This is a genomic window from Magnetospirillum sp. 15-1, assembly GCF_900184795.1.
Lineage (GTDB): Bacteria > Pseudomonadota > Alphaproteobacteria > Rhodospirillales > Magnetospirillaceae > Phaeospirillum.
In genome coordinates this window covers 54,882-74,824 of the sequence record NZ_FXXN01000024.1, presented here as the reverse complement: position 1 = coordinate 74,824, position 19,943 = coordinate 54,882, and the positions used below count along the sequence as shown (strand labels likewise).

Here is a 19,943-nt window from a genome sequence, read left to right as displayed (position 1 = left end):
AGTCTCAGGTCAGCCGCAGCACGTAGGGCCGGTAGGGGCGGTCATCGTTGATGATGTGATCCACCAGCCAGCGTTGCAGGAATTGCGCCGCCTCCAGGGTCAGGGCGCGGGCGGCGGTCTGGTCGGTGCCGGATGTGGCCTCGAGGGTGGAGAAACGCTCGTAGAGCCGCTGTGCCTCCACCAGCAATCGCCCGTGCTCGGCCTTGTGGCCGGCCAGTCCGGGATAGGCGGCGCGGTCCAGCAGGGTTTCCTCGGCCTGGAAATGGATGCGGGTGCGGGCGATCAACTCGCCCATGATGCGGGTGAGGCGCGGGAAGGGCGCCTGCTCGCCGGCGGCGGTGAGGAAGTCGTTGGTCAGCTTGAGCAACTGGCGGTGTTCGGCATCCATGGCCGGAACACCCAGCTTCAGTTCATTGGACCATTCGATCATGGTCATGCCGTTCACTCCCGCCCTATTACAGACGGAAGTCTAGCACACCCGGTTCAATGGAAGATTAACGCAGCCGTTCCAGCAGCGCCTCCAGCGCCTGACAGAACATGGCCTCGGTCAGCCGGCCGGTATTGGTGTTGTAGCGTGAGCAATGATAGCTGTCACCCAGCACCAGCCCGCCGGGCAGGTCATGGATGGCGGCATGGCCGAAGGGGTGGGCCGCCTTGCGCATGCCCAGGGTGGACAGCACCTGATCGTGGGACCCCCGGCCCAGGCAGAAGATGCCGCGCAGATTGGGCATGGCCTCGATCTCGGCCCTGAGGAAGGGGCGGCAGGCGGCGAATTCGGCGGGCAGCGGCTTGTTGGCCGGCGGCACGCAGCGCGCCGCGTTGGTGATGCGGCAGTCCACCAGTTCCAGCCCGTCATCGGCCGCGGCCCGGTACTCTCCGCGTGCCAGCCCGTAACGCAGCAGGGTGGCGTAGAGCAGGTCACCGGCATAATCGCCGGTGAACGGCCGCCCGGAGCGGTTGGCTCCCTTGAGGCCGGGCGCCAGCCCGACCACCAGCAGCCGGGCGGATAAATCGCCGAACGACGGGACCGGATCGTGATGCCAGCCGGGGTATTGGACGCGGTTGGCACGGCGGAATTCGGCCAGACGCGGGCACAGCCCGCAATCGGCCTGGGGCGCGGACAGGCTCATCTCAGTCGGCGGGGTAGGGGCGGTCGTCGCGGTGTTGCTGGGCGCGGGCGATCTGGCTTTCCAGGTCCTGCAGCTCGATGAACACGTCGGCCTGGCGCCGCAATTCGTCGGCCACCATGGGCGGCTGCGAGCGGATGGTGCTGACCACCGAGACGCGCACGCCCTTCCTTTGCACCGCTTCCACCAGCCGGCGGAAATCGCCGTCGCCGGAGAACAGAACCACGTGGTCCAGGTACTGGCACATCTCCATCACGTCGATGGCCAGTTCGATGTCCATGTTGCCCTTGATCTTGCGCCGGCCCATGGCGTCGGTGAATTCCTTGGTCGGCTTGGTGACCATGGTGTAGCCGTTGTAGTCCAGCCAATCCACCAGCGGGCGGATCGGGGAGTATTCCTGATCCTCCATCAGGGCGGTGTAGTAGAAGGCGCGGATCAGCCGTCCCTTGCCGGCGAACAGGTTCAGGAGCTTCTTGTAATCGATGTCGAAGCCCAGTGCGCGGGCCGCCGAGTACAGGTTGGAACCATCGATGAAAAGGCCGAGTCGCTCGGCGGAATAAAACTGCATGCTGGTCTCGCTTGTCGAAATGGCTTGGCCCGCCGGGGAGCGGGGAAGAATGCCCTCAACGTAGGGGCGGCAGGGCTCCGCCGCAAGGGGGGGATGGTATAGGGGCTTGCTTTCCTTGGGTAAGCGACGATATAAGCTGTCTCTTTCCGAGATTGCCTAAAGACAAGGATCTTCGATGGCGCGCGTTACGGTTGAAGACTGTGTACTGAAGATTCCGAACCGCTTCGAGCTGGTGCTGATCGCCGGCCAGCGCGCACGGGATATTTCCGCCGGAGCCAAGCTGACGGTGGAGCGCGACAACGACAAGAACCCGGTGGTGGCGCTGCGCGAGATCGCCGACGAGACCGTGCCGCTGGACGGCCTGCAGAACGCCCTGATCCAGAACCTCCAGAAGCACGTCGAAGTGGACGAGCCGGAAGAGGACGAGATGGAGGGTTTCATCCCCGATCGCGACATGGCCTTCGAGACCGTCGCCAACGAGGACGAGATGATCGAGGACGGCATGTCCATCAACGATTCGGGCGCCGATTTCGATCTGGACGCCGGCGACGAATAAACCTGTGATGCGAGGCCGCCCGTTCCCATCTTGAAAGATGGGCGGGCGGCCTTGTTTTTTCTTTTTCCTCTTTTCCCGCCGTCGCTCCCCGTACACACTCGGGGGGTGAGAAGGTGAGGTGACGTGGCGATGATGCGCCAATTCGAACTGGTGGAGCGCGTCAAGTCCTACGATCCGGGCGCGGACGAGGACGCCATCAACCGCGCCTATGTCTTCGCCATGAAGATGCACGGCTCGCAGCTCCGCGCCTCGGGCGATCCCTACTTCTCCCACCCCATCGAGGTGGCGGGCATCCTGACCAAGTACCGGCTGGATTCCGCCTCCATCATCACCGCCTTGCTGCACGACACCATCGAGGACACCCCGGCGACGCTGGAGGAGATCGAGCGGCTGTTCGGGCGCGAGATCGCCCGCCTGGTGGATGGTGTCACCAAGCTGAACCGCATCGAGCTGCAGTCGGACCACGCCAAGCAGGCCGAGAACCTGCGCAAGCTGGTGCTGGCCATGAGCGAGGACATCCGTGTCCTGCTGGTCAAGCTGGCCGACCGCATGCACAACATGCGCACCCTTCACTACATCAAGAATCCCGACAAGCGGCGCCGTATCGCCATGGAGACCATGGAGATCTACGCGCCCCTGGCCGAGCGCATCGGCATGCAGGGCATCAAGATGGAGCTGGAGGACCTGGCCTTCGCCGAGCTGCATCCGGATGCGCGCAGCTCCATCGTGGCGCGCCTGTCGTTCCTGCGCGAGCAGGGCGGCGACCTGATCGGCCGCATCCTGGACGAGCTGCGCTCCATCCTGGACGAGGCGGGGATCAAGGCCGTGGTCTCGGGGCGCGAGAAGACGCCCTATTCCATCTGGCAGAAGATGCAGCGCAAGAATGTCGGCTTCGAGCAGTTGTCCGACATCATGGCCTTCCGCGTGGCGGTGGGCGGGATCGAGGATTGCTACCGGGCGCTGGGAGTCATCCACTCCAAGTACCCGATGGTTCCCAACCGCTTCAAGGACTACATCTCGACGCCCAAGCCCAACGGCTATCGCTCGCTGCATACCGGGGTGTTCGGGCCGGAGCGTCACCGTATCGAGGTGCAGATCCGCACCAGCGAGATGCACGAAGTGGCCGAACTGGGCGTCGCCGCCCACTGGAAGTACAAGCAGGACGGCGGCAACCTTACCGACGGCCGCCAGTACCGCTGGCTGCGCGAACTGCTCGATATCCTGGAGCACGCCTCCAACCCGGAGGAATTCCTCGAGCACACCAAGCTGGAGATGTTCTCCGACCAGGTGTTCTGCTTCACGCCCAAGGGCGACCTGATTTCCCTGCCGCGCGGCGCCTGTCCGGTGGACTTCGCCTATGCCGTCCACTCCCAGGTGGGCGATACCTGCGTCGGCGCCAAGGTCAACGGCCGCATCATGCCGTTGCGCACCCAGTTGCAGAACGGCGATCAGGTCGACATCATCACGTCGAAGGCGCAGACGCCGAATCCCACCTGGGAACGCTTCGTCGTCACCGGCAAGGCCCGCGCCCGCATCCGCCGCTTCATCCGGACCCAGCAACGCGCCCAATATACCGAGCTGGGCCGCGCCATCCTGGTGCGCAGCTTCCGCCAGGAAGGCTACGAGTTCACGGAAAAGGCCCTGGACGGCGTGCTGCGCATCTTCAAGGCGCCATCATCCGAGGACCTTCTGGCCCTGGTGGGCGAGGGGACGCTGACCGCCCGCGAGGTGGTCTCCACCGTCTTCCCCGAACTGAAGACCCAGGCCAACCGCAACGATAACGTGGTGGCCCTGAAGGCCCGTGGCGGCAAGCCGTCCTCGGACAAGAAGGACAAGGCCGGAGCGGTGCCCATCAAGGGCCTGATCCCCGGCATGGCCATGCATTTCGCCGGTTGCTGCCATCCGCTGCCCGGCGACCGCATCGTCGGCATCGTCAGCACGGGCAAGGGCGTCACCATCCACACCATCGACTGCGAGAACCTGGAGCAGTTCGCCGATCAGCCGGAGCGCTGGCTCGACCTCGCCTGGGACGAGGCGGACAGCAACGCCCATGTGGGCCGCATCGATCTGGTGGTGACCAACGAGCCCGGCGCCTTCGGAGCCATCTCGACGGTGATCGCCAAGAACATGGGCAACATCACCAATCTGAAGATCACCAACCGCACCACCGACTTCTTCGAGATGATCATCGATATCGAGGTGCGCGACGTGAAGCATCTGACCAATGTCATCGCCGCGCTGCGCGCCACCCCGGCCATCAACTCGGTGGACCGGGCGAGGAATTAGGTTCTCATGGGCTGCCGCCCATACCTGCTTGGGGCCGGAGGCCCCAAACCCCGTTCCTTTTATTCATGAAATAAAAAGGGGTCCGGGGAATTTGCCCGGGATGAGTTCGGGCGATAGCCCAACAGCGTTTTGGTGTCTTTACTGCGGAGTTTTAAGGCCATGACCCGCCTGCGCCTCGGCGTCAACATCGACCACGTCGCCACCATCCGTAACGCCCGCGGCGGGCATCATCCCGATCCGGTACGGGCCGCCCACATGGCCGCCGCCGCCGGGGCGGACGGCATCACGGCGCATCTGCGCGAGGACCGGCGCCACATCTCCGACCGCGACATGGAGCGGCTGGCCAACGAGATCACCCTGCCGCTCAACTTCGAGATGGCGGCCACCGAGGAGATGGTGGCCATCGCGCTGCGCCACCGGCCGCACGCCGCCTGCATCGTTCCCGAGCGCCGCGAGGAGCGCACTACCGAGGGCGGCCTCGACGCGGTCGGCCAGTTCGACAGCCTGAGGCCGCTGGTCGGGCGGCTGGTCGACGCCGGCATCCGGGTTTCCATGTTCATCGAGGCCAATCCGAAGCAGTTGGATGCCTCCAAGGCCCTGGGCGCGCCGGTGATCGAACTGCACACCGGCGCCTATTGCGACGCCGAGGGAGCCGAGCGCGACCGCGAGTTCGCCCGCATCCAGGCGGCGGCCGCCCATGCCGAGGCCATCGGCCTCGAATGCCATGCCGGCCACGGCCTGTCCTACGACACGGTCAAGCCGGTGGCGGCCATCCCCTCCATCATGGAATTGAATATCGGCCACTTCCTGGTGGGCGAGGCCATCTTCATCGGTCTCGACGCCTCCATCCGCCACATGCGCCGCCTGATGGACGAGGCGCGGGGAAGCTAGGTCGCCTGCGGCTGGCTGTGCCACCAGATGCGCGCCTCGGCGCACTTGTCGCCGGTGAAGGTGGCCTGGAGAACGCCGTCCAGCACCATGCGGGGCAGCGGGTCGCCCGGCTTGCGGTTCGGCAGGCCGGTGCCGGTCGACTTGGCCCAGATCTGGAACAGCTCCTCGGACGCGACCTGATAGGTGACGTGCCAGTGGGCGATGCCGCCCCCTTCCTGGCTCGCCAGGATTTCGTAGGCGACATGGACGTCCTCTTGAAGCTGCACCCGCTTCCAGTACTCGACCAGTTCGGCCGTACCGTGCTGAACCTGGAAGGGGGTGTTGTGGTAGCGCCCCTCGGCATGGAAAAGGGCCGCGAACATGCTCGGATCGCGCCGTTCCCAGGCCGTCTTGTAGCCCTGCATGAAGCTCTCGATGTTCATGTCGGTTTTCCCTGTCGTGATTGCTTCGTTGCCCCGCAGGGTAACCGGATTTCCGTCCGACCTGAAGACGGCATGCTTGTTCCCGCCCCGGCGAGACTCTACGATCCCGGCGGCCATTCCTGGGGAGCGCGACGTCAATGATCATCGGTCTCGGCAACGATCTGGTGGATATCCGCCGCATCGAGGACAGCCTGGAGCGGTTCGGCGAGCGCTTCGTCGCCAAGGTGTTCACCGAGGCCGAGCGGGCCAAGGCCGAAAGCCGGCCGAAGCTGCGCGCCGCCACCTACGCCAAGCGCTTCGCCGCCAAGGAGGCGCTGGTTAAGGCGCTGGGCAAGGAGGGCGTCGGCTGGCGCGACATGGAGGTGACCAATGACGGCGAGGGGCGTCCCGGCCTCACCCTGACCGGCGGCGCGGCGGCCCTTCTGGCGCGGCGGATTCCCGCCGGAATGCGCGCCCATCTGCACCTCTCGCTCTCCGACGAATACCCCCTGGCCCAGGCCGTAGTGATCATCGAAGCCCTGCCGGCTTGACAGCGGGGCCGCAGGCTGGCTTGATCTCGGCGACGCCGTGTGCCTTCCGTGGTGGCGGTGTCATTGATTTCAATGGGATAAGCGGCTCTATTCATGTCTAAAGGCAAGTCGGGCGGAATGGGCGAGACGATCCGCACCATCGTCTACGCCATGCTGATCGCCGGAGGTGTCCGCACCCTGGCCTTCGAGCCCTTCAACATTCCCTCGGGGTCCATGATCCCCAGCCTGCTGATCGGCGATTATCTGTTCGTCTCCAAGTACGCCTATGGCTACTCGCGCTATTCCATGCCGTTCGGCGTCGGGCCGGGCGGCGGGCGGATCATGGAGCGGCTGCCCGAGCGCGGCGACGTGATCGTCTTCAAGAAGCCGCCGGAAAACAAGATCGACTACATCAAGCGGGTGGTCGGCCTGCCCGGTGACCGTATCCAGGTGAAGGGCGGCATCCTGCACATCAACGGCACCGCCGTGGACAGGAAGCGCATCGAGGACTTCGTCGAGCGCGACAGGGACGGCAACATCCTGCGCGCCCCGCAATACATCGAGACGCTGCCCAACGGCCGCAAGCACCGGATCATCGAGTTCCTGGGCGATAACGGCCCCGCCGACAACACCATGGAATACGTGGTGCCCGCCGGCCATTACTTCATGATGGGCGACAACCGCGACAATTCGGCGGATTCCCGTTTCCTGTCCGAGGTAGGCTATGTCCCGGCCGAGAACTTCGTCGGCCGCGCCGAAATCCTGTTCTTCTCGGGCGACGGCAGCGCGGCGCTGTGGGAAGTATGGCGCTGGCCCTGGGCCATCCGCTATTCCCGCCTGCTGCAGGGAATCGAGTAGGCGATGGCCGGTGCCGTCGCCGATCTTCAAGTGGTCCTCGGGCACGTCTTCGGACGGCCCGAGCTTCTGACCCAGGCCCTGACCCATCCGAGCATGCAGCAGGGCCGCCGCTCCAAGACCTCGGACCCTTACGAGCGTCTGGAATTCCTGGGCGACCGCGTCCTGGGGCTGGTGGTGGCCGAGATGCTGTTCAACCGCTTTCCCGCCGAGGCCGAAGGGGCCCTGGCGCGGCGCCATGCCGCCCTGGTCCGCCGCGAGGCCGTGGCCCGCGTCGCCAATGAAATCGGCCTGGGGCGCCATCTGGTGCTGGCCAAGGGCGAGGACGACGCCGGCGGGCGCGGTAATCCCGGTATCCTGGCCGATGCCTGCGAGGCGGTGATCGGCGCCCTTTATGCCGATGCCGGTTTCGCGATGGCGGCGACCTTCGTGCGGTCGCGCTGGGAATCTTTGATGGAAGAGGCGCTGGCCCCGCCCAAGGACGCCAAGACCGGATTGCAGGAATGGGCGCAGGGACGCGGCAAGCCGCTGCCCGCCTATCGCGTGCTGGGCCAGGAAGGTCCGCCGCACGAGCCGATTTTCCTGATAGAGGTCAGTGTCGAAGGTGTAGGCTCGGCCGTGGGCCGCGGTGCCTCCAAACGGGTGGCGGAGCAGGCGGCAGCCGGCGCGCTGCTGGAACAGGTGATGTCATGAATGAAGTTCCCGAAACCGACCAGCGCTGCGGCTTCGTGGCGGTGGTGGGCGCTCCCAATGCCGGCAAGTCCACCCTGGTCAACGCCCTGGTGGGCACCAAGGTTTCCATCGTCTCGCCCAAGGTACAGACCACCCGCTTCCGGGTGATGGGCATCGCCATGGTCGACGAGGCCCAGGTGGTCCTGGTGGACACCCCCGGCATCTTCCAGCCCAAGAAGCGCCTGGAGCGCGCCATGGTGGCCGCCGCCTGGGGCGGCACCAACGATGCCGACCACATCTGCCTGCTGATCGACGCGGCCCGGGGCTATGACGACGAATCCCGGGCCATCGTCGAGAAGCTGAAGGAGACCAAGCGTCAGGCCATCCTGGTGCTCAACAAGGTGGATCTGGTCAAGCGCGACAAGCTGCTGGGCCTGACCGCCCAACTGGACGCCGAGGGCATCTTCGCCGACGTCTTCATGATCAGCGCGCTGAAGGGTGACGGCATCAAGGACCTGCTGGCCCATCTGGGCAAGCTGGTGTCGCCCGGCCCATGGATGTTCCCCGAGGATCAGGTTTCCGACCTGCCGCAGCGCCTGCTGGCCGCCGAGATCACCCGCGAGAAGGCCTTCATCGCGCTGTACCAGGAGCTTCCTTACTCCCTGCATGTGGAGACCGAGAAGTGGGAGGAGAAGGAAGACGGCTCCGCCCGCATCGATCAGGTGATCTATGTCGAGCGCGAAAGCCAGAAGCCCATCGTGCTGGGCAAGGGCGGCCGCCAGATCAAGGCCATCGGCGCCGCCGCCCGCCAGGAGCTGGAGGAACTGCTGGAACGCCGCGTCCATCTGTTCATCCACATCAAGGTGCGCGAGGACTGGTCGGAAAAGCGCGGCCATTACTCAGAGATCGGCCTGGATTTCGATTCATGAGGATGCCGGCATGACGCCCCGCGCCATCGCCGTCGCCCTGATCTGGGTGGGTGTGCTGGCGCTGCTGGGGCTGCTGGTCCATCGCTTCGCCCGCGGGGCCTGGAGCCTGGAGGACGACGACATTCCCGCCATCTCGCCGCGGCAGAAGCTGCTGGCCGGTCTGGCTCTGGCGGCGGCGGCCGTCGGCCTCGGCCTGTTCGTGTGGAGCTGGAATGGAATGGGATGACGACGCCGTCGTGCTGGCGGTGCGCCGCCATGGCGAAACCGGCGCCGTCGCCTCCCTGCTGACCCGTACCCACGGACGCCATGCCGGTCTGGTGCATGGCGGACAGTCCAAGACCAACCGCCCCATCCTGCAGCCCGGAAACCTGGTGCGCGCCAGGTGGACCGCCCGCCTGCCCGAGCAGTTGGGTAATTTCCGTCTGGAAATGCTGCATGCCTACGGGGCGGCGTTCCTTGACGACGCCGGACGGCTCTCCGCCCTGGGCGCGGCCTGCGCCCTGGTGGAGGTCGCCCTGGCCGAGCGCCAGCCCCATCCCGCCTGCCATGCCGCCCTGGTGGCCTTGCTGCATGCCCTGGAGGCGGAGTCCTGGCCCAGCGTCTATGTGCACTTTGAATTGGCGCTGCTGCGCGATTTGGGCTTCGGCCTCGATCTTTCGGCCTGCGCCGCCACCGGCCGGACAGACGAACTGGCCTGGGTCAGCCCCAAGACCGGCCGCGCCGTATCACGGGCGGCGGGCGAACCCTATCGCGATAAGCTGCTGGCTCTGCCCGCCTTCCTGATCGAGGGCGGGGAGGGAGAGGGGGCTGCCATCCGCGAGGGGCTGGAACTGACCGGCTTCTTCCTGCAGCGCCACGTGCTCGATCTCCGCCACGCGGTCCTGCCGGCGGCGCGGGGCAGATTGATCAGCCGGTTGGGCTGAAAACTTCCCCAGTCACGCGGCCGTTGAATGAAGACGCGGAAGACATGGATACGGTCCTTTTTCCGGCGACCATCCCCGGCCCGGTTCAAGGCCTGAGTGGCAGGGGTATTCTCTATGTTCATGTGTGGCCGCGAAGCGGCATCCGCGTCTATCCGTGTCGAGGAACGGTGTTTCGGCGCTTCATTGGAAATCAGGTCGGACAGCCATTCCCCTTGACCTCGGCTACTGAATGAATAATCATTCATCTGAATGAACGTTCAGTCGGTGGAGGAATGAATGCGCTTGCCCGGTGGCGTGCCCAGTGCCCATGTGGACCGCTTTGCCCGTGAGTTGCTGCCGCCGCCCGATCTGTGGCCGGTATTCGACTACTCGGCGCCCCATCTCAGCCATTATCCCGACCGCATCAACGCGGCGGCCGCGCTGATCGACACCGCCGTGGCCGCCGGGTTCGGCGCCAAGCCGGTATTCCATTATGCGGAAGGGACGTGGAGCTACGCCCATCTGCTGGACCGGGCCGAGCGCATCGCCCGTGTGCTGACCGAGGATTTCGGACTGGTGCCCGGCGGCCGGGTGCTGCTGCGCTCGGCCAACACCCCCATGCTGGTGGCCGGTTGGCTGGCGGTTCTCAAGGCCGGCGGCATCTGCGTGACCACCATGCCGCTGCTGCGCGCCAAGGAACTGAGCTACATCGTCGAGAAGGCCCGCATCAATATCGCGCTCTGCGAGCTTGATCTGGCCGAGGAGATGGAACTGACCCGCCAGAAGGTGGCCGGGTTGCGTCATGTGGGTTATTTCACGCCTTTGGGCATGGGGACCGATCCCGACGCCGACCTCGATCGCCGGGCCGAGGCCAAGCCCGCCGGCTTCGCCAATGTTGATACGGCGGCCGACGACGTGGCGCTGATCACCTTCACCTCGGGGACCACGGGCAATCCCAAGGGCGCCATGCATTTCCACCGCGACATTCTGGCGTCGTGCGATTGCTGGCCGCGCAGCCATACCCTGGAGCCGGACGAGGTGGTGATCGGGTCGCCGTCCATCGCGTTTACCTACGGCAAGGCGGCGTTCATGATGTACCCGCTGCGCTACCGCGCCACTGCCGTGCTGGTCCCCAAGCCGACCCCGGAATTGATCCTGGAGGGTATCCAGCGTCACCGGGCCACCAGCCTCTACGCCGTGCCCACCGCCTTCCACGCCATGCTGGGAATGGTCGACAAATACGATATCTCGTCCTTGCGCAAGGGCTCGTCGGCTGGCGAGCATCTGCGGCCCCGTCTTTACGACGACTGGCTGGAACGCACCGGCATCAAGCTGGTCAACGGCATCGGCATGACCGAGATGCTGACCCATTTCATCTGCCAGACCGCCGACGTGGCGCGGCCGGGCGCCACCGGGCGGCCGGCGGACGGCTATACCGCCTGTATCCTGGACGACGATTACAATCCGCTGCCGCCCGGCTCCAAGGGGCGTCTGGCGGTGCGCGGCCCCACCGGCTGCCGCTATCTCGACGACCAGGCGCGTCAGGCCGCCTTCGTCAAGAAGGGCTGGAACGTCACCGGCGACATCATGGAGCAGGACGAGGACGGCTGGTTCTGGTACGTGGACCGCTCGGACGACATGATCGTCTCGTCGGGCTACAACATTTCGGCCCAGGAGGTGGAGCGCGCCATCCTCGAACACCCCAAGGTGGCGGAGTGCGCGGTGATCGGCGTGCCCGACGAGGCGCGTGGTACCGTGGTGCGGGCCTGCATCGTGCTGGACAATCCTTCCCTGGCCAGCGATCTGCTGGCCGAGGAGATCCAGAACTTCGTCAAGGCCAATATCGCGCCGTACAAATACCCGCGTGACGTCAAGTTCGTGGAATTCCTGCCCAAGACCCAGACCGGCAAGATCCAGCGCTTCCGCCTCAGGGAATTGTAGGGCAGACTTCCCGCCATGCTCGATTCCGTCCAGGCTCTGGGCTTTCTGGCGGCGGCGGTGCTGATCACCCTGTCGCCGGGGCCCGACAATCTGATGATCCTCGGCCTCGGCCTGTCGCGGGGGCGGCGCCAGGGCATGGCCTTCGGCCTGGGCTGCGCGCTCGGCTGTCTCAGCCATACCGTCCTGGCGGCGCTGGGGATCAGTGCCGCCATCGCCGCCTCGCCGCTGCTGTTCACCGGGCTGAAGCTGGCGGGCGGGGCCTATCTGGTCTGGCTGGGCATCGGCGCCTTGCGCTCGTCGGGTGCCATGCGCATCGACGGCGCGGTGGGCGGCAACGAATCCCTGGCCGTGCTGTTCCGGCGCGGGCTGTTGGCCAACGCCATCAATCCCAAGGTCGTCCTGTTCTTCCTGGCTTTCCTGCCGCAGTTCGTGGACGCCGACAAGGGCGGCGTGGGCTGGCAGATGGCGCAGTTGGGCCTGCTGTTCACCGTGCAGGCCTGCGTGCTGTTCGGCATCATCGGCTGGTTCGCCGGTTCCCTGGGCGGCTGGCTCAGCCGCCACGGCAAGGCGGGGCTGTGGCTCGACCGGCTGGCCGGCGGCGTGTTCGTCGCCCTGGGCCTCAAGCTGATCATCGAACACTGAGATGAAGGACTGGTTCGTCTACGTCCTGCTCAACGGGGCGAACGTGGCCTATACCGGTATCGCCCTGGACGTCGGGGAAAGGCTGGCCCGCCACAATGCCGGCGAGGGGGCCAAGTTCACCCGGGGGCGCGGCCCCTGGCGGCTGGTCCATGTGGAAGGCCCGCTGCCCCACGGCGACGCGCTGCGGCGCGAGGCGGCCATCAAGCGCGACCGCGCCTTCAAGCAGGCACTGAAACCCGCCTCGGCCTGACCGTCAGTTCCAGGACGAGCGCCAGCACCAGGGCGCCGGCTCCCACGGCGAACAGCAGGAAATACGCGCCGCCGCTGGCCCCGAAAACCCAGGCGAGGCCATAGGCCGCCGCCGCCTGCCCCAGGGCGAAGGCGGCCGTGGTGCGGCTCCAGGCGGCGCGCTGAGCCCCGAAATCGCCGGGCAGCAACTCCCGGACCCGGCCCAGCACCACCGGGACCACGCCCGGCGTGAAGCCGCCCATGATGAAGCCGGACAGACCCAGCCATGCGACGTCGGTGGTGGTGGCGGCCCAGGCGACGACGACAGCCTGGGTGGCCAGGGCGGCCCGCAGGGTGACGCCGAAGCCGAAGCGGTCGCCCAGGCGGCCCAGCACCACCGGCCCCACCGAGGCGCCCAGCCCGAACAGCACCCAGATGGCGGCGCCGCGCCCGATCCCCTGGTTGAGGCCCCGCGCCACCATATCCACCAGGAACACCATGTGCGGCACCAGCCCGAAGGCGTTCAGGGCATAGATGCCCATCAGGGCGCGCAGGCGAAGGTCGTGGGGCTGGGCGGTCCGGCTGGAATCGGGCAGCACCGTATCCTCGGGCCAGCCGCGCCACGCTGCCAGGGTGAAGGCCAGGCACAGCAGGCCGATCATGACCCAGGTGAACGCCATCCCCTGGGCCAGCAGCATGGGCAGCAGGGTGGCCGAGGCCACGGCGCCCAGGCCGACCCCCATGAAGATCAGCCCGCCGGCCAGCCCGCGCCGCGATTCAGGCACATGGGGCAGCACCAGGGTGGCGGCCAGCACCATGATGACGCCGCCGGCCAGCCCCGAGGCGAAGCGCCAGACGAAGAACCAGAGGAAGGGCAGGGGCTGGGCGCAGGCCAGGAACGACAGCGTGACCACCGCCATCATGGCGCGGAGCGTCAGGGCCGGTCCCAGGCGGCGCCCCAGGGCACGGGCCGACAACGCCCCGGCCAGATAGCCGGCCAGATTGGCGGCCCCCAGATAGGCGGCGGACGAGGCGGTGAACCAGCCTTCCACCACCAAGGCGGGGATCAGCGGGGAATAGGCGAAGCGGGCCAGGCCGATTCCCACCAGATTGGCGCACAGCGCCGAGAAGGTGGCCCGCCACGGGCCGGGATGGTGCATGGCTCGCTCCTTTGAAAGCGATACCACCCTATGCACCTTCCGTATTCATGAGAAACGATTTGATATGATACGATCCATCATCATTGGAGATGGGATGGAGGCGCGCCATGGATGCCGGTGATCTTCGGGTCTTCGAGGCGGTGGCCCGCCTGAGCGGCATGAGCCGGGCGGCGGCGGAACTCAATACCGTGCAGTCCAACGTCACCGCCCGCATCCGCGTGCTGGAGGAACAACTGGGCGCCGAATTGTTCGAGCGCCATTCGCGCGGCGTGGTGCTGACCGCGGCCGGGCGGCGGCTGATGCCCTATGCCCTGCAGGTCATCAGCCTGCTCAAGGACGCCCGCCGGGCGGTGGCCGATAACGGCGAGCCGGCCGGCGATCTGGTGATCGGCTCTTTGGAAACCACGCTGTCCATGCATCTGGCGCCGCTGCTCACCGGCTTCGTCGAGCGTTGGCCGGCCGTCGACCTGTCGATCCGGGGCGGCACCACGCAGGAAACCATCGAGCAGGTGCTGGAACGCCGGCTGGAAGGCGGCTTCGTCAGCGGCCCGGTCAACCATCCCGATCTGGAGGAGGAAAAAGTCTTCCGCGAGGAACTGGTGGTGCTGACCGCGCCCGGTATCTCGCGGCTTGACTGGTCGGCGGGGCTGGCGGGTCTGCGCATCGTGGTGCTGCGCTCCGGCTGCTCCTATCGCCAGCGGCTGGAAAGCATCCTGGCCCGGCGCGGCGTGGTGGGCCTGCGGCTGCTGGAATTCGGCACCCTGGAGGCCATCTTCGGCTGCGTCGCCGCCGGCATGGGCATCACCATGCTGCCGCGCCGCATGATGGAACAGGTCTGGCGCGACCGTCGCGTCGCCATCCACACCCTGCCGCCCGACGAGGCCATGGTGGACACGGTGTTCATCCGTCGCCGCGATTCCTTCGTCTCCAGCGCCCAGGCCGCCTTCCTCGATCACGTGAAAATCGGTCTGGCCAGCGCCCAGGCGGCGGAATAGGTCATGCGCATCCTTCCCGTGGGCGATACCGCCTTTTCCGTGGAGTTCGGCGATTCGATCAGCGAGGCGGCCAACGCCAGGGTGATGGCGCTCAACGCCGCCCTGGACGGAGTGGCGGGCATCGTCGAGACGGTGCCCAGCTTCCGTGCCCTGCTGGTGGTGTTCGATCCGGGGGTTGCCCGCTTCAATCCCCTGGCCGGGACCGTCGCCCGGCTGGCCGAGGGGTTGGGCGAGGCGTCGTCGGCCACGGGACGGCATCACCGTATCAGGGTGCGCTATGACGGTCCCGACCTGGAGGCCGTGGCGGCGGCCTGCGGCCTGTCGGCGCCCCAGGTGATCGACGTCCATGCTGGTGGCGCCTATCGGGTGCACATGCTGGGCTTCATGCCCGGCTTTGCCTATATGGCCGAACTGCCGCCCTCCATCCGCCTGCCGCGCCGGGCCGAGCCCCGGCTGAAGGTTCCCGCCGGCTCGCTGGCCATGGCCGACGCCATGACCGCCATCTATCCCTGGGATTCGCCGGGCGGCTGGCACCTGATCGGCTCCACCGACATGCGCCTGTTCGACCAGACGGCCTCGCCGCCCGCCTTGCTGGCTCCCGGCGATACCGTGACCTTCGAGCCGGTGTGAGCATGCTTGCCCTGCACGTTCTCAGGCCCGGCCTGTTCACCACCCTCCAGGATCTGGGGCGGGTGGGCTATCGCCATCTCGGCGTGCCGCCGGCCGGAGCGCTGGACCCGGTGGGACCGCGTCTCGCCAATGCCCTGGTGGGGAACCCGCCGGGCGAGGGGGCATTGGAGCTGTCCTGGCTCGGCCCCGCTCTACGCGTCGAGGGCGGCGCGGTGCGTGTCGCCCTGACCGGCGGGGTCGCGGCAAGGCGCCTCCGGGCGGGCGAGGCGGTGACGCTGGACTCCGGCCGCAGCCATCTCCTGCAGGCCGGCGACGTCCTTGAACTGGGGGCGGTCGGCGGTGGCCCGGTGGCCTATCTGGCGGTGGAGGGCGGCTTCGCCCTGGCACCGGTGCTGGGCAGTCTTGCCACCTATACCCGCGCCGGGCTGGGGCCGCTGGGCGGGCGGGCGCTGGCGGCGGGCGACGGCTTGCCCCTCAACCGGCCGGCGTCCGAGCGCGGCGAGAAGGTTCTGGCGGCGCCCTTCGATTACGGCTCCGGGCCGCTGCGGGTGATCGCCGGGCCGCAGGATGACCATTTCACGCCGCAGGCTTTGGCGACCCTGGTCTCGGCCGAGTACCGGGTGGGCCGGGATGCCGACCGCATGGGGCTGCGCCTGGAGGGGCCGGTGCTGGAGCACGCCAAGACGCCCGGCATCGCCTCGGACGGTCTGATGGCCGGCTGCATCCAGGTACCGGGCAACGGTGCCCCCATCCTGCTGCTGGCCGACCATCAGACGGTGGGCGGCTATGCCAAGATCGCCACGGTGATCTCCGCCGACCTGCCGCGCGCCGGGCGGATACTGCCGGGCGGCGCGCTGCGCTTCCGTTGGGTCGGGATGGAGGAGGCCGAAGCCGCCCGCGCCAATCTCGAGCGCCGTATCGCCGCCGCCATCGCCGCCATGGCCGAGCCGGTGGGCGGCCTTGATCTGGCGGCGCTCTACACCGCCAATCTGGTGTCCGGCATGGTGTCCGGCGGGGAGGACGAGGGATGATTTCCGTCAATCTCAATGCCGATCTCGGCGAGGAATGCGGCGACGATCTCGCCATGCTGGACGTGGTGAGCGCCGCCAACATCGCCTGCGGGGCGCACGCCGGCTCGCCGGCCGTCATGGAGGCGACGGTGCGGGCCGCCATGGCGCGGGGCATCGGTATCGGCGCCCATCCCTCCTATCCCGATCGCGAGGGTTTCGGCCGCCGGCCCATGGACCTTTCCCCCGCCGAGATCGAGGCGGTGGTGCTGGCCCAGCTCCGCGACCTGATGGAAATCGCCGGGCGGCTGGGCGGCCGGGTCGGCCATGTGAAGCCGCATGGGGCGCTGTCCAACCGCGCGGCGGTCGACGCCGCCGCCGCCGCCGCCATCGTCCGCGCCGTGCGCGGCGCCGACCCCGCCCTGGTCCTGCTGGCCCCCGCCGGCTCGGCCCTGGTGGCGGCCGGGCAGGCGGCGGGGCTGGTGGTGGCCGAGGAGGTGTTCGCCGATCGCGCCTATGACGATGACGGCAATCTGGTGCCGCGCTCCCAGCCGGGCGCCATGATCCACGATCCCGAAATCGCGGCGGCGCGCGTGCTGGGAATGGTGCGAGAAGGCATGCTGACCACCCTGTCGGGCCGCAGGATTGCCTGCCGCGCCCAGTCGGTCTGCGTGCACGGCGACGACGCCGGAGCCGTGGCCCTGGCCCGGCGGTTGCGGGCGGTTCTGGAGGCGGCCGGCATCACGATTATCCCCTTGATCTGACGGCGGGTATTGCATCGCGGGAGCAGGGCGGGTATATAGCGCGACAGTGACGCACACGTACGTGCCTATGGCCCTTGTCGGTTATGCAACGACGGACGCGTCCTTTTTGGAAGAGCCGCCGGGTTCTTTGGCGGCGCCCGAAAGGGAGGTGGACATGTTCGTGACCCACACGATGGGCGTTATCCCGGAAATCTGTACAAGTATGTGACGGCGGTATCGCGGCCGGGAGTCCGGTTGCTTGCCGCCGTTGCCGTCGAACGCGGGCGCCTTGCGGAGCCCGTGTGTAGGAGCGTTGTTGATGCCACCAGGTCCCGGCCTTCCGGCTGGGCCAAAACCGAGGTAAGGGGAGTACCGCTATGCGCACCATTGTCTTCAAGGGCCGTTTGGTCATCATCGGCTGCGGCAGCATCGGCCAGGGCATTCTGCCCCTCATCCTGCGCCATATCGAGATCAAACCGGCCCAGATCAGCATCATTACGGCCTGTGAACGCGGCCGTCAGGTTGCCGCCGAGTACGGCATCGAATTTACGAACAAAGCGCTGACCCAGGACGATTTCCGCGACCGTCTGACTCCCATGCTGCGCAAGGGCGACTTCCTGCTGAATCTTTCGGTGGATGTGTCGTCGACCGCGCTGGTCGAGCTGTGCCGCGACCTCGGCGTCCTTTACCAGGACACCTGCATCGAACCCTGGGCCGGCGGCTACACCGATTCCAGCCTGTCTCCCTCGCTGCGCACCAATTATGCGCTGCGGGAGGAAATGCTGCGTCTGCGGGTCAACGGCCCGGCGCCGACGGCGCTGGTCACCCATGGCGCCAATCCCGGCCTGGTCTCGCATTTCGTCAAGCAGGCGCTGCTGAACATCGCCGCCGACACCGGCCTGGGGACCGAGGTGCCCAGGAGCCGGCAGGGCTGGGGCGAACTGGCCGCCCGGCTGGGCGTCAAGGTCATGCATGTGGCCGAGCGCGACACCCAGCAGGGGTCGATCCCCAAGGGACCCGACGAGTTCGTCAATACCTGGTCCATCGACGGCTTCGTGGGTGAGGGCTGCCAGCCGGCCGAACTGGGCTGGGGCACCCACGAGAAGGAGATGCCCGCCGACGGGCGCCGCCATGATTTCGGCGGCGACGCGGCCATCTACCTGATGAAGCCGGGCGCCAGCCAAAGGGTGCGCACCTGGACGCCGGTGGAAGGGGCCTTCCACGGCTTCCTCATCACCCACAACGAATCCATCTCCATCGCCGACTACTTCACGGTGAAGGAGGAGGGGCGGGTCACCTACCGTCCCACGGTGCACTACGCCTATCACCCGTGCGACGCCGCCGTGCTGTCGCTGCATGAGTTGGCCGGCAAGAACTGGACCATGCCGTCCAAGCAGCGCCTGATGGTCAACGAACTGGTCAGCGGCATCGACGAACTGGGCGTGCTGATCGCCGGCCATGCCAAGGGCGCCTATTGGTACGGTTCGCAGTTGTCCATCGCCGAGGCGCGTGAACTGGCGCCCCATAACAGCGCCACCAGCCTGCAGGTCACTTCCACCGTGCTGGCCGGCATGATCTGGGCGCTGGAGAATCCCATGCGGGGCATCGTCGAGCCCGACGAGATCGACTTCCAGCGCATCCTGGAGATCGCCCGGCCCTATCTGGGGCCGGTGGTCGGGGTCTACACCGACTGGACGCCGCTGGAGGGGCGCGGCACGCTGTTCGACGAGGATCTGGATACCTCGGACCCCTGGCAGTTCAAGAACGTCCGGGTCATCTAAGGGGGATGCGGGCGGGCTATCCGCCCGCCCCGACCGCCGTTACCGGTCCTACCTGCAGACAAAGAAGTTGTCGGCGCGCTTCTCCGCCGGGCAGGCGAGTTCCTGTTCGCCGTTGCGTCGGCGCTCCTCGTTGTCGCCGGCGCAGCGCTGTGCGCGGGAAGTGTCGCCGACGGCGCGGATATTCATGCGGTCAAAGCCGTTGGGGCAGGTCCGTTCGGCGGCGTTGCGGCACGATTCCAGCTTCATGGAATCACCGCAATTGACGTGATGGTACACGGAGCCGTCGGAACGGCGGAACGTGGTGACCTCGGCGCAGGCGCCGAGGGAAAGCAGCAGCAAGGCGAAAACGGCGATTCTCATGCTTTTGATCCCCTGACTCCCGACCGGGGCCGGGAGGCAGAGGATAGCTTTCCGTCTGTTTCGATGCAAACTGGTCTACATGGGCAAACTGGTCTACATGGCCAGACGGCTGGCGTGGCGGGCTTCCTCGCTGGCTTCGATACCCACGGAGGCGATGGACTCGGCCAGTCCGCCAAAGCCCAACTGCCGGGCTTCCTGGGCCAGGTCTTCGAGCAGGCGGGCGATCTGGGCCGCGGCGGCGGGGTTGGGCAGGCCCGAGGGGCCTTTGCCGGTGGTGATCATGGCGTGATCCTTCCTTGAGTAGCCGGCTTCAGGCCGGAAGCGGGTAGTCGGGCTGGGCGGCCATATTGCTGTTCAGTACGAAGACGCGGATCGCCGAGGTCAGGCTGCTGGCCTCGTAGCGGCGCCGGGCGGCGTCGCACAGATCATCGATGGTGCAATGGGCCTCGCCGGCCATCAGTTCCAGGGCGTGCCAGAACTCGTTCTCCAGCTTGACGCTGGTCCGCTTGCCCTTGATGCGGACGTTGCGGCAGATCAGCGTCACCGGCCGTTTGCGCGGGGGTTCCTCCCGCGCATAGGCCTCGGGATCGGCGAGGCGTTCGTCCAGGGTGCTGATGGCGACCTCGAGGATTGCCATCAGCGGACCGTCGTCGCGGTCGAACGCCTTGTCAGCCAGGCGCTTCAATTCGATGCGAAGGTTGAGGTCGGCGATCATGCCTTGACGGTCTTGCCAGTTCAT

At 67.0% G+C, this 19,943-nt stretch carries 25 protein-coding genes; 17 read left to right on the top strand and 8 right to left on the bottom strand.

Translation table 11 applies throughout. The features are described 5' to 3' along the window. Positions 1–4: 4 nt before the first annotated feature. Genes CP958_RS11565 through CP958_RS11555 form a run of 3 tightly spaced genes read right to left on the bottom strand, consistent with a single transcriptional unit; the run spans position 5 to position 1,695 of the window. Complete coding sequence (locus tag CP958_RS11565) at positions 5–436, bottom strand: bacteriohemerythrin (RefSeq protein WP_096702117.1); 432 nt, start codon at positions 434–436, stop codon at positions 5–7. 58 nt (positions 437–494) lie between these two features. Further along, positions 495–1,130: a uracil-DNA glycosylase gene (locus tag CP958_RS11560; protein ID WP_096702116.1), complete on the bottom strand. Its 636-nt coding sequence runs from the start codon at positions 1,128–1,130 to the stop codon at positions 495–497. Between the two features lies 1 nt (position 1,131). After that, positions 1,132–1,695, bottom strand: a complete 564-nt coding sequence (locus tag CP958_RS11555; protein WP_011384649.1) for an NYN domain-containing protein — start codon at positions 1,693–1,695, stop codon at positions 1,132–1,134. A 175-nt stretch (positions 1,696–1,870) separates the two neighbouring features. Here CP958_RS11555 and rpoZ point away from each other — a divergent pair, with 175 nt between their 5' ends. The 3 genes from rpoZ to CP958_RS11540 all read left to right on the top strand — a co-directional run bounded on the left by rpoZ (position 1,871) and on the right by CP958_RS11540 (position 5,428). Then, positions 1,871–2,251: a DNA-directed RNA polymerase subunit omega gene (gene rpoZ, locus CP958_RS11550; protein ID WP_096702115.1), complete on the top strand. Its 381-nt coding sequence runs from the start codon at positions 1,871–1,873 to the stop codon at positions 2,249–2,251. Positions 2,252–2,380: 129 nt separating this feature from the next. Then, positions 2,381–4,537 (top strand): bifunctional (p)ppGpp synthetase/guanosine-3',5'-bis(diphosphate) 3'-pyrophosphohydrolase, encoded by a 2,157-nt coding sequence (locus tag CP958_RS11545; RefSeq protein WP_096702114.1) that lies wholly within the window; start codon positions 2,381–2,383, stop codon positions 4,535–4,537. 159 nt (positions 4,538–4,696) lie between these two features. Next, positions 4,697–5,428 (top strand): pyridoxine 5'-phosphate synthase, encoded by a 732-nt coding sequence (locus tag CP958_RS11540; protein WP_096702113.1) that lies wholly within the window; start codon positions 4,697–4,699, stop codon positions 5,426–5,428. On the opposite strand, the gene CP958_RS11535 is transcribed toward CP958_RS11540, so the two are convergent. Further along, on the bottom strand, positions 5,425–5,850 hold the full coding sequence (locus CP958_RS11535; protein WP_096702112.1) for a nuclear transport factor 2 family protein: 426 nt from the start codon (positions 5,848–5,850) through the stop codon (positions 5,425–5,427). The two genes, CP958_RS11540 and CP958_RS11535, sit on opposite strands and share 4 nt — an antisense overlap. A gap of 137 nt (positions 5,851–5,987) precedes the next feature. Between CP958_RS11535 and acpS the strand changes: the two genes are divergently transcribed. The 9 genes from acpS (at position 5,988) to CP958_RS11490 (ending at position 12,550) form a co-directional block, all read left to right on the top strand. After that, complete coding sequence (acpS, locus tag CP958_RS11530; RefSeq protein WP_096702111.1) at positions 5,988–6,380, top strand: holo-ACP synthase; 393 nt, start codon at positions 5,988–5,990, stop codon at positions 6,378–6,380. Between the two features lie 93 nt (positions 6,381–6,473). After that, complete coding sequence (lepB, locus tag CP958_RS11525; RefSeq protein ID WP_096702110.1) at positions 6,474–7,217, top strand: signal peptidase I; 744 nt, start codon at positions 6,474–6,476, stop codon at positions 7,215–7,217. 3 nt (positions 7,218–7,220) lie between these two features. Further along, the gene (gene rnc, locus CP958_RS11520; RefSeq protein WP_096702109.1) at positions 7,221–7,907 is read left to right on the top strand and encodes a ribonuclease III; all 687 of its coding nucleotides are present in this window, start codon (positions 7,221–7,223) and stop codon (positions 7,905–7,907) included. Further along, positions 7,904–8,815: a GTPase Era gene (gene era / locus CP958_RS11515; protein WP_096702108.1), complete on the top strand. Its 912-nt coding sequence runs from the start codon at positions 7,904–7,906 to the stop codon at positions 8,813–8,815. Before rnc ends, era begins: the two co-directional genes overlap by 4 nt. A 10-nt stretch (positions 8,816–8,825) precedes the next feature. Beyond that, positions 8,826–9,041: a hypothetical protein gene (locus CP958_RS11510; protein WP_096702107.1), complete on the top strand. Its 216-nt coding sequence runs from the start codon at positions 8,826–8,828 to the stop codon at positions 9,039–9,041. Further along, positions 9,028–9,738, top strand: coding sequence for a DNA repair protein RecO (gene recO / locus CP958_RS11505; protein ID WP_096702106.1), 711 nt, complete (start codon positions 9,028–9,030; stop codon positions 9,736–9,738). Before CP958_RS11510 ends, recO begins: the two co-directional genes overlap by 14 nt. A 276-nt stretch (positions 9,739–10,014) precedes the next feature. Further along, the gene (locus CP958_RS11500) at positions 10,015–11,658 is read left to right on the top strand and encodes an AMP-binding protein (protein ID WP_096702105.1); all 1,644 of its coding nucleotides are present in this window, start codon (positions 10,015–10,017) and stop codon (positions 11,656–11,658) included. Between the two features lie 15 nt (positions 11,659–11,673). After that, entirely contained in the window at positions 11,674–12,300 is a 627-nt protein-coding gene (locus CP958_RS11495) for a LysE family translocator (RefSeq protein ID WP_096702104.1), read from the top strand. A 1-nt stretch (position 12,301) separates the two neighbouring features. Continuing rightward, positions 12,302–12,550 (top strand): GIY-YIG nuclease family protein, encoded by a 249-nt coding sequence (locus tag CP958_RS11490; RefSeq protein ID WP_096702103.1) that lies wholly within the window; start codon positions 12,302–12,304, stop codon positions 12,548–12,550. Here the strand turns inward: CP958_RS11490 and CP958_RS11485 are convergent. Continuing rightward, positions 12,519–13,688: a YbfB/YjiJ family MFS transporter gene (locus CP958_RS11485; RefSeq protein ID WP_096702102.1), complete on the bottom strand. Its 1,170-nt coding sequence runs from the start codon at positions 13,686–13,688 to the stop codon at positions 12,519–12,521. The genes CP958_RS11490 and CP958_RS11485 overlap by 32 nt on opposite strands. 107 nt (positions 13,689–13,795) lie before the next feature. Here CP958_RS11485 and CP958_RS11480 point away from each other — a divergent pair, with 107 nt between their 5' ends. The 5 genes from CP958_RS11480 (at position 13,796) to CP958_RS11460 (ending at position 18,844) form a co-directional block, all read left to right on the top strand. Further along, entirely contained in the window at positions 13,796–14,683 is an 888-nt protein-coding gene (locus CP958_RS11480; protein WP_096702101.1) for a LysR family transcriptional regulator, read from the top strand. A gap of 3 nt (positions 14,684–14,686) precedes the next feature. Beyond that, positions 14,687–15,313: a 5-oxoprolinase subunit PxpB gene (gene pxpB, locus CP958_RS11475; protein WP_096702100.1), complete on the top strand. Its 627-nt coding sequence runs from the start codon at positions 14,687–14,689 to the stop codon at positions 15,311–15,313. A gap of 2 nt (positions 15,314–15,315) precedes the next feature. Then, a complete protein-coding gene (locus CP958_RS11470) occupies positions 15,316–16,344 on the top strand; it encodes a biotin-dependent carboxyltransferase family protein (protein ID WP_096702099.1) in 1,029 nt (342 codons plus the stop codon). After that, positions 16,341–17,084, top strand: a complete 744-nt coding sequence (locus tag CP958_RS11465; protein ID WP_096702098.1) for a 5-oxoprolinase subunit PxpA — start codon at positions 16,341–16,343, stop codon at positions 17,082–17,084. The genes CP958_RS11470 and CP958_RS11465 overlap by 4 nt, the downstream gene beginning before the upstream one ends. Positions 17,085–17,440: 356 nt before the next feature. Continuing rightward, positions 17,441–18,844 (top strand): saccharopine dehydrogenase C-terminal domain-containing protein, encoded by a 1,404-nt coding sequence (locus CP958_RS11460; RefSeq protein ID WP_096702097.1) that lies wholly within the window; start codon positions 17,441–17,443, stop codon positions 18,842–18,844. A gap of 48 nt (positions 18,845–18,892) precedes the next feature. Here CP958_RS11460 and CP958_RS11455 read toward each other — a convergent pair whose 3' ends face one another. The 3 genes from CP958_RS11455 to CP958_RS11445 form a co-directional block, all read right to left on the bottom strand. Then, complete coding sequence (locus CP958_RS11455) at positions 18,893–19,204, bottom strand: hypothetical protein (RefSeq protein WP_096702096.1); 312 nt, start codon at positions 19,202–19,204, stop codon at positions 18,893–18,895. A 93-nt stretch (positions 19,205–19,297) separates the two neighbouring features. Continuing rightward, positions 19,298–19,486 carry a hypothetical protein gene (locus CP958_RS11450; protein WP_096702095.1) on the bottom strand — a complete coding sequence of 63 codons (189 nt, stop codon included), beginning with the start codon at positions 19,484–19,486 and terminating at the stop codon, positions 19,298–19,300. A gap of 28 nt (positions 19,487–19,514) precedes the next feature. Next, the gene (locus CP958_RS11445; RefSeq protein WP_096702094.1) at positions 19,515–19,943 is read right to left on the bottom strand and encodes a ribbon-helix-helix domain-containing protein; all 429 of its coding nucleotides are present in this window, start codon (positions 19,941–19,943) and stop codon (positions 19,515–19,517) included.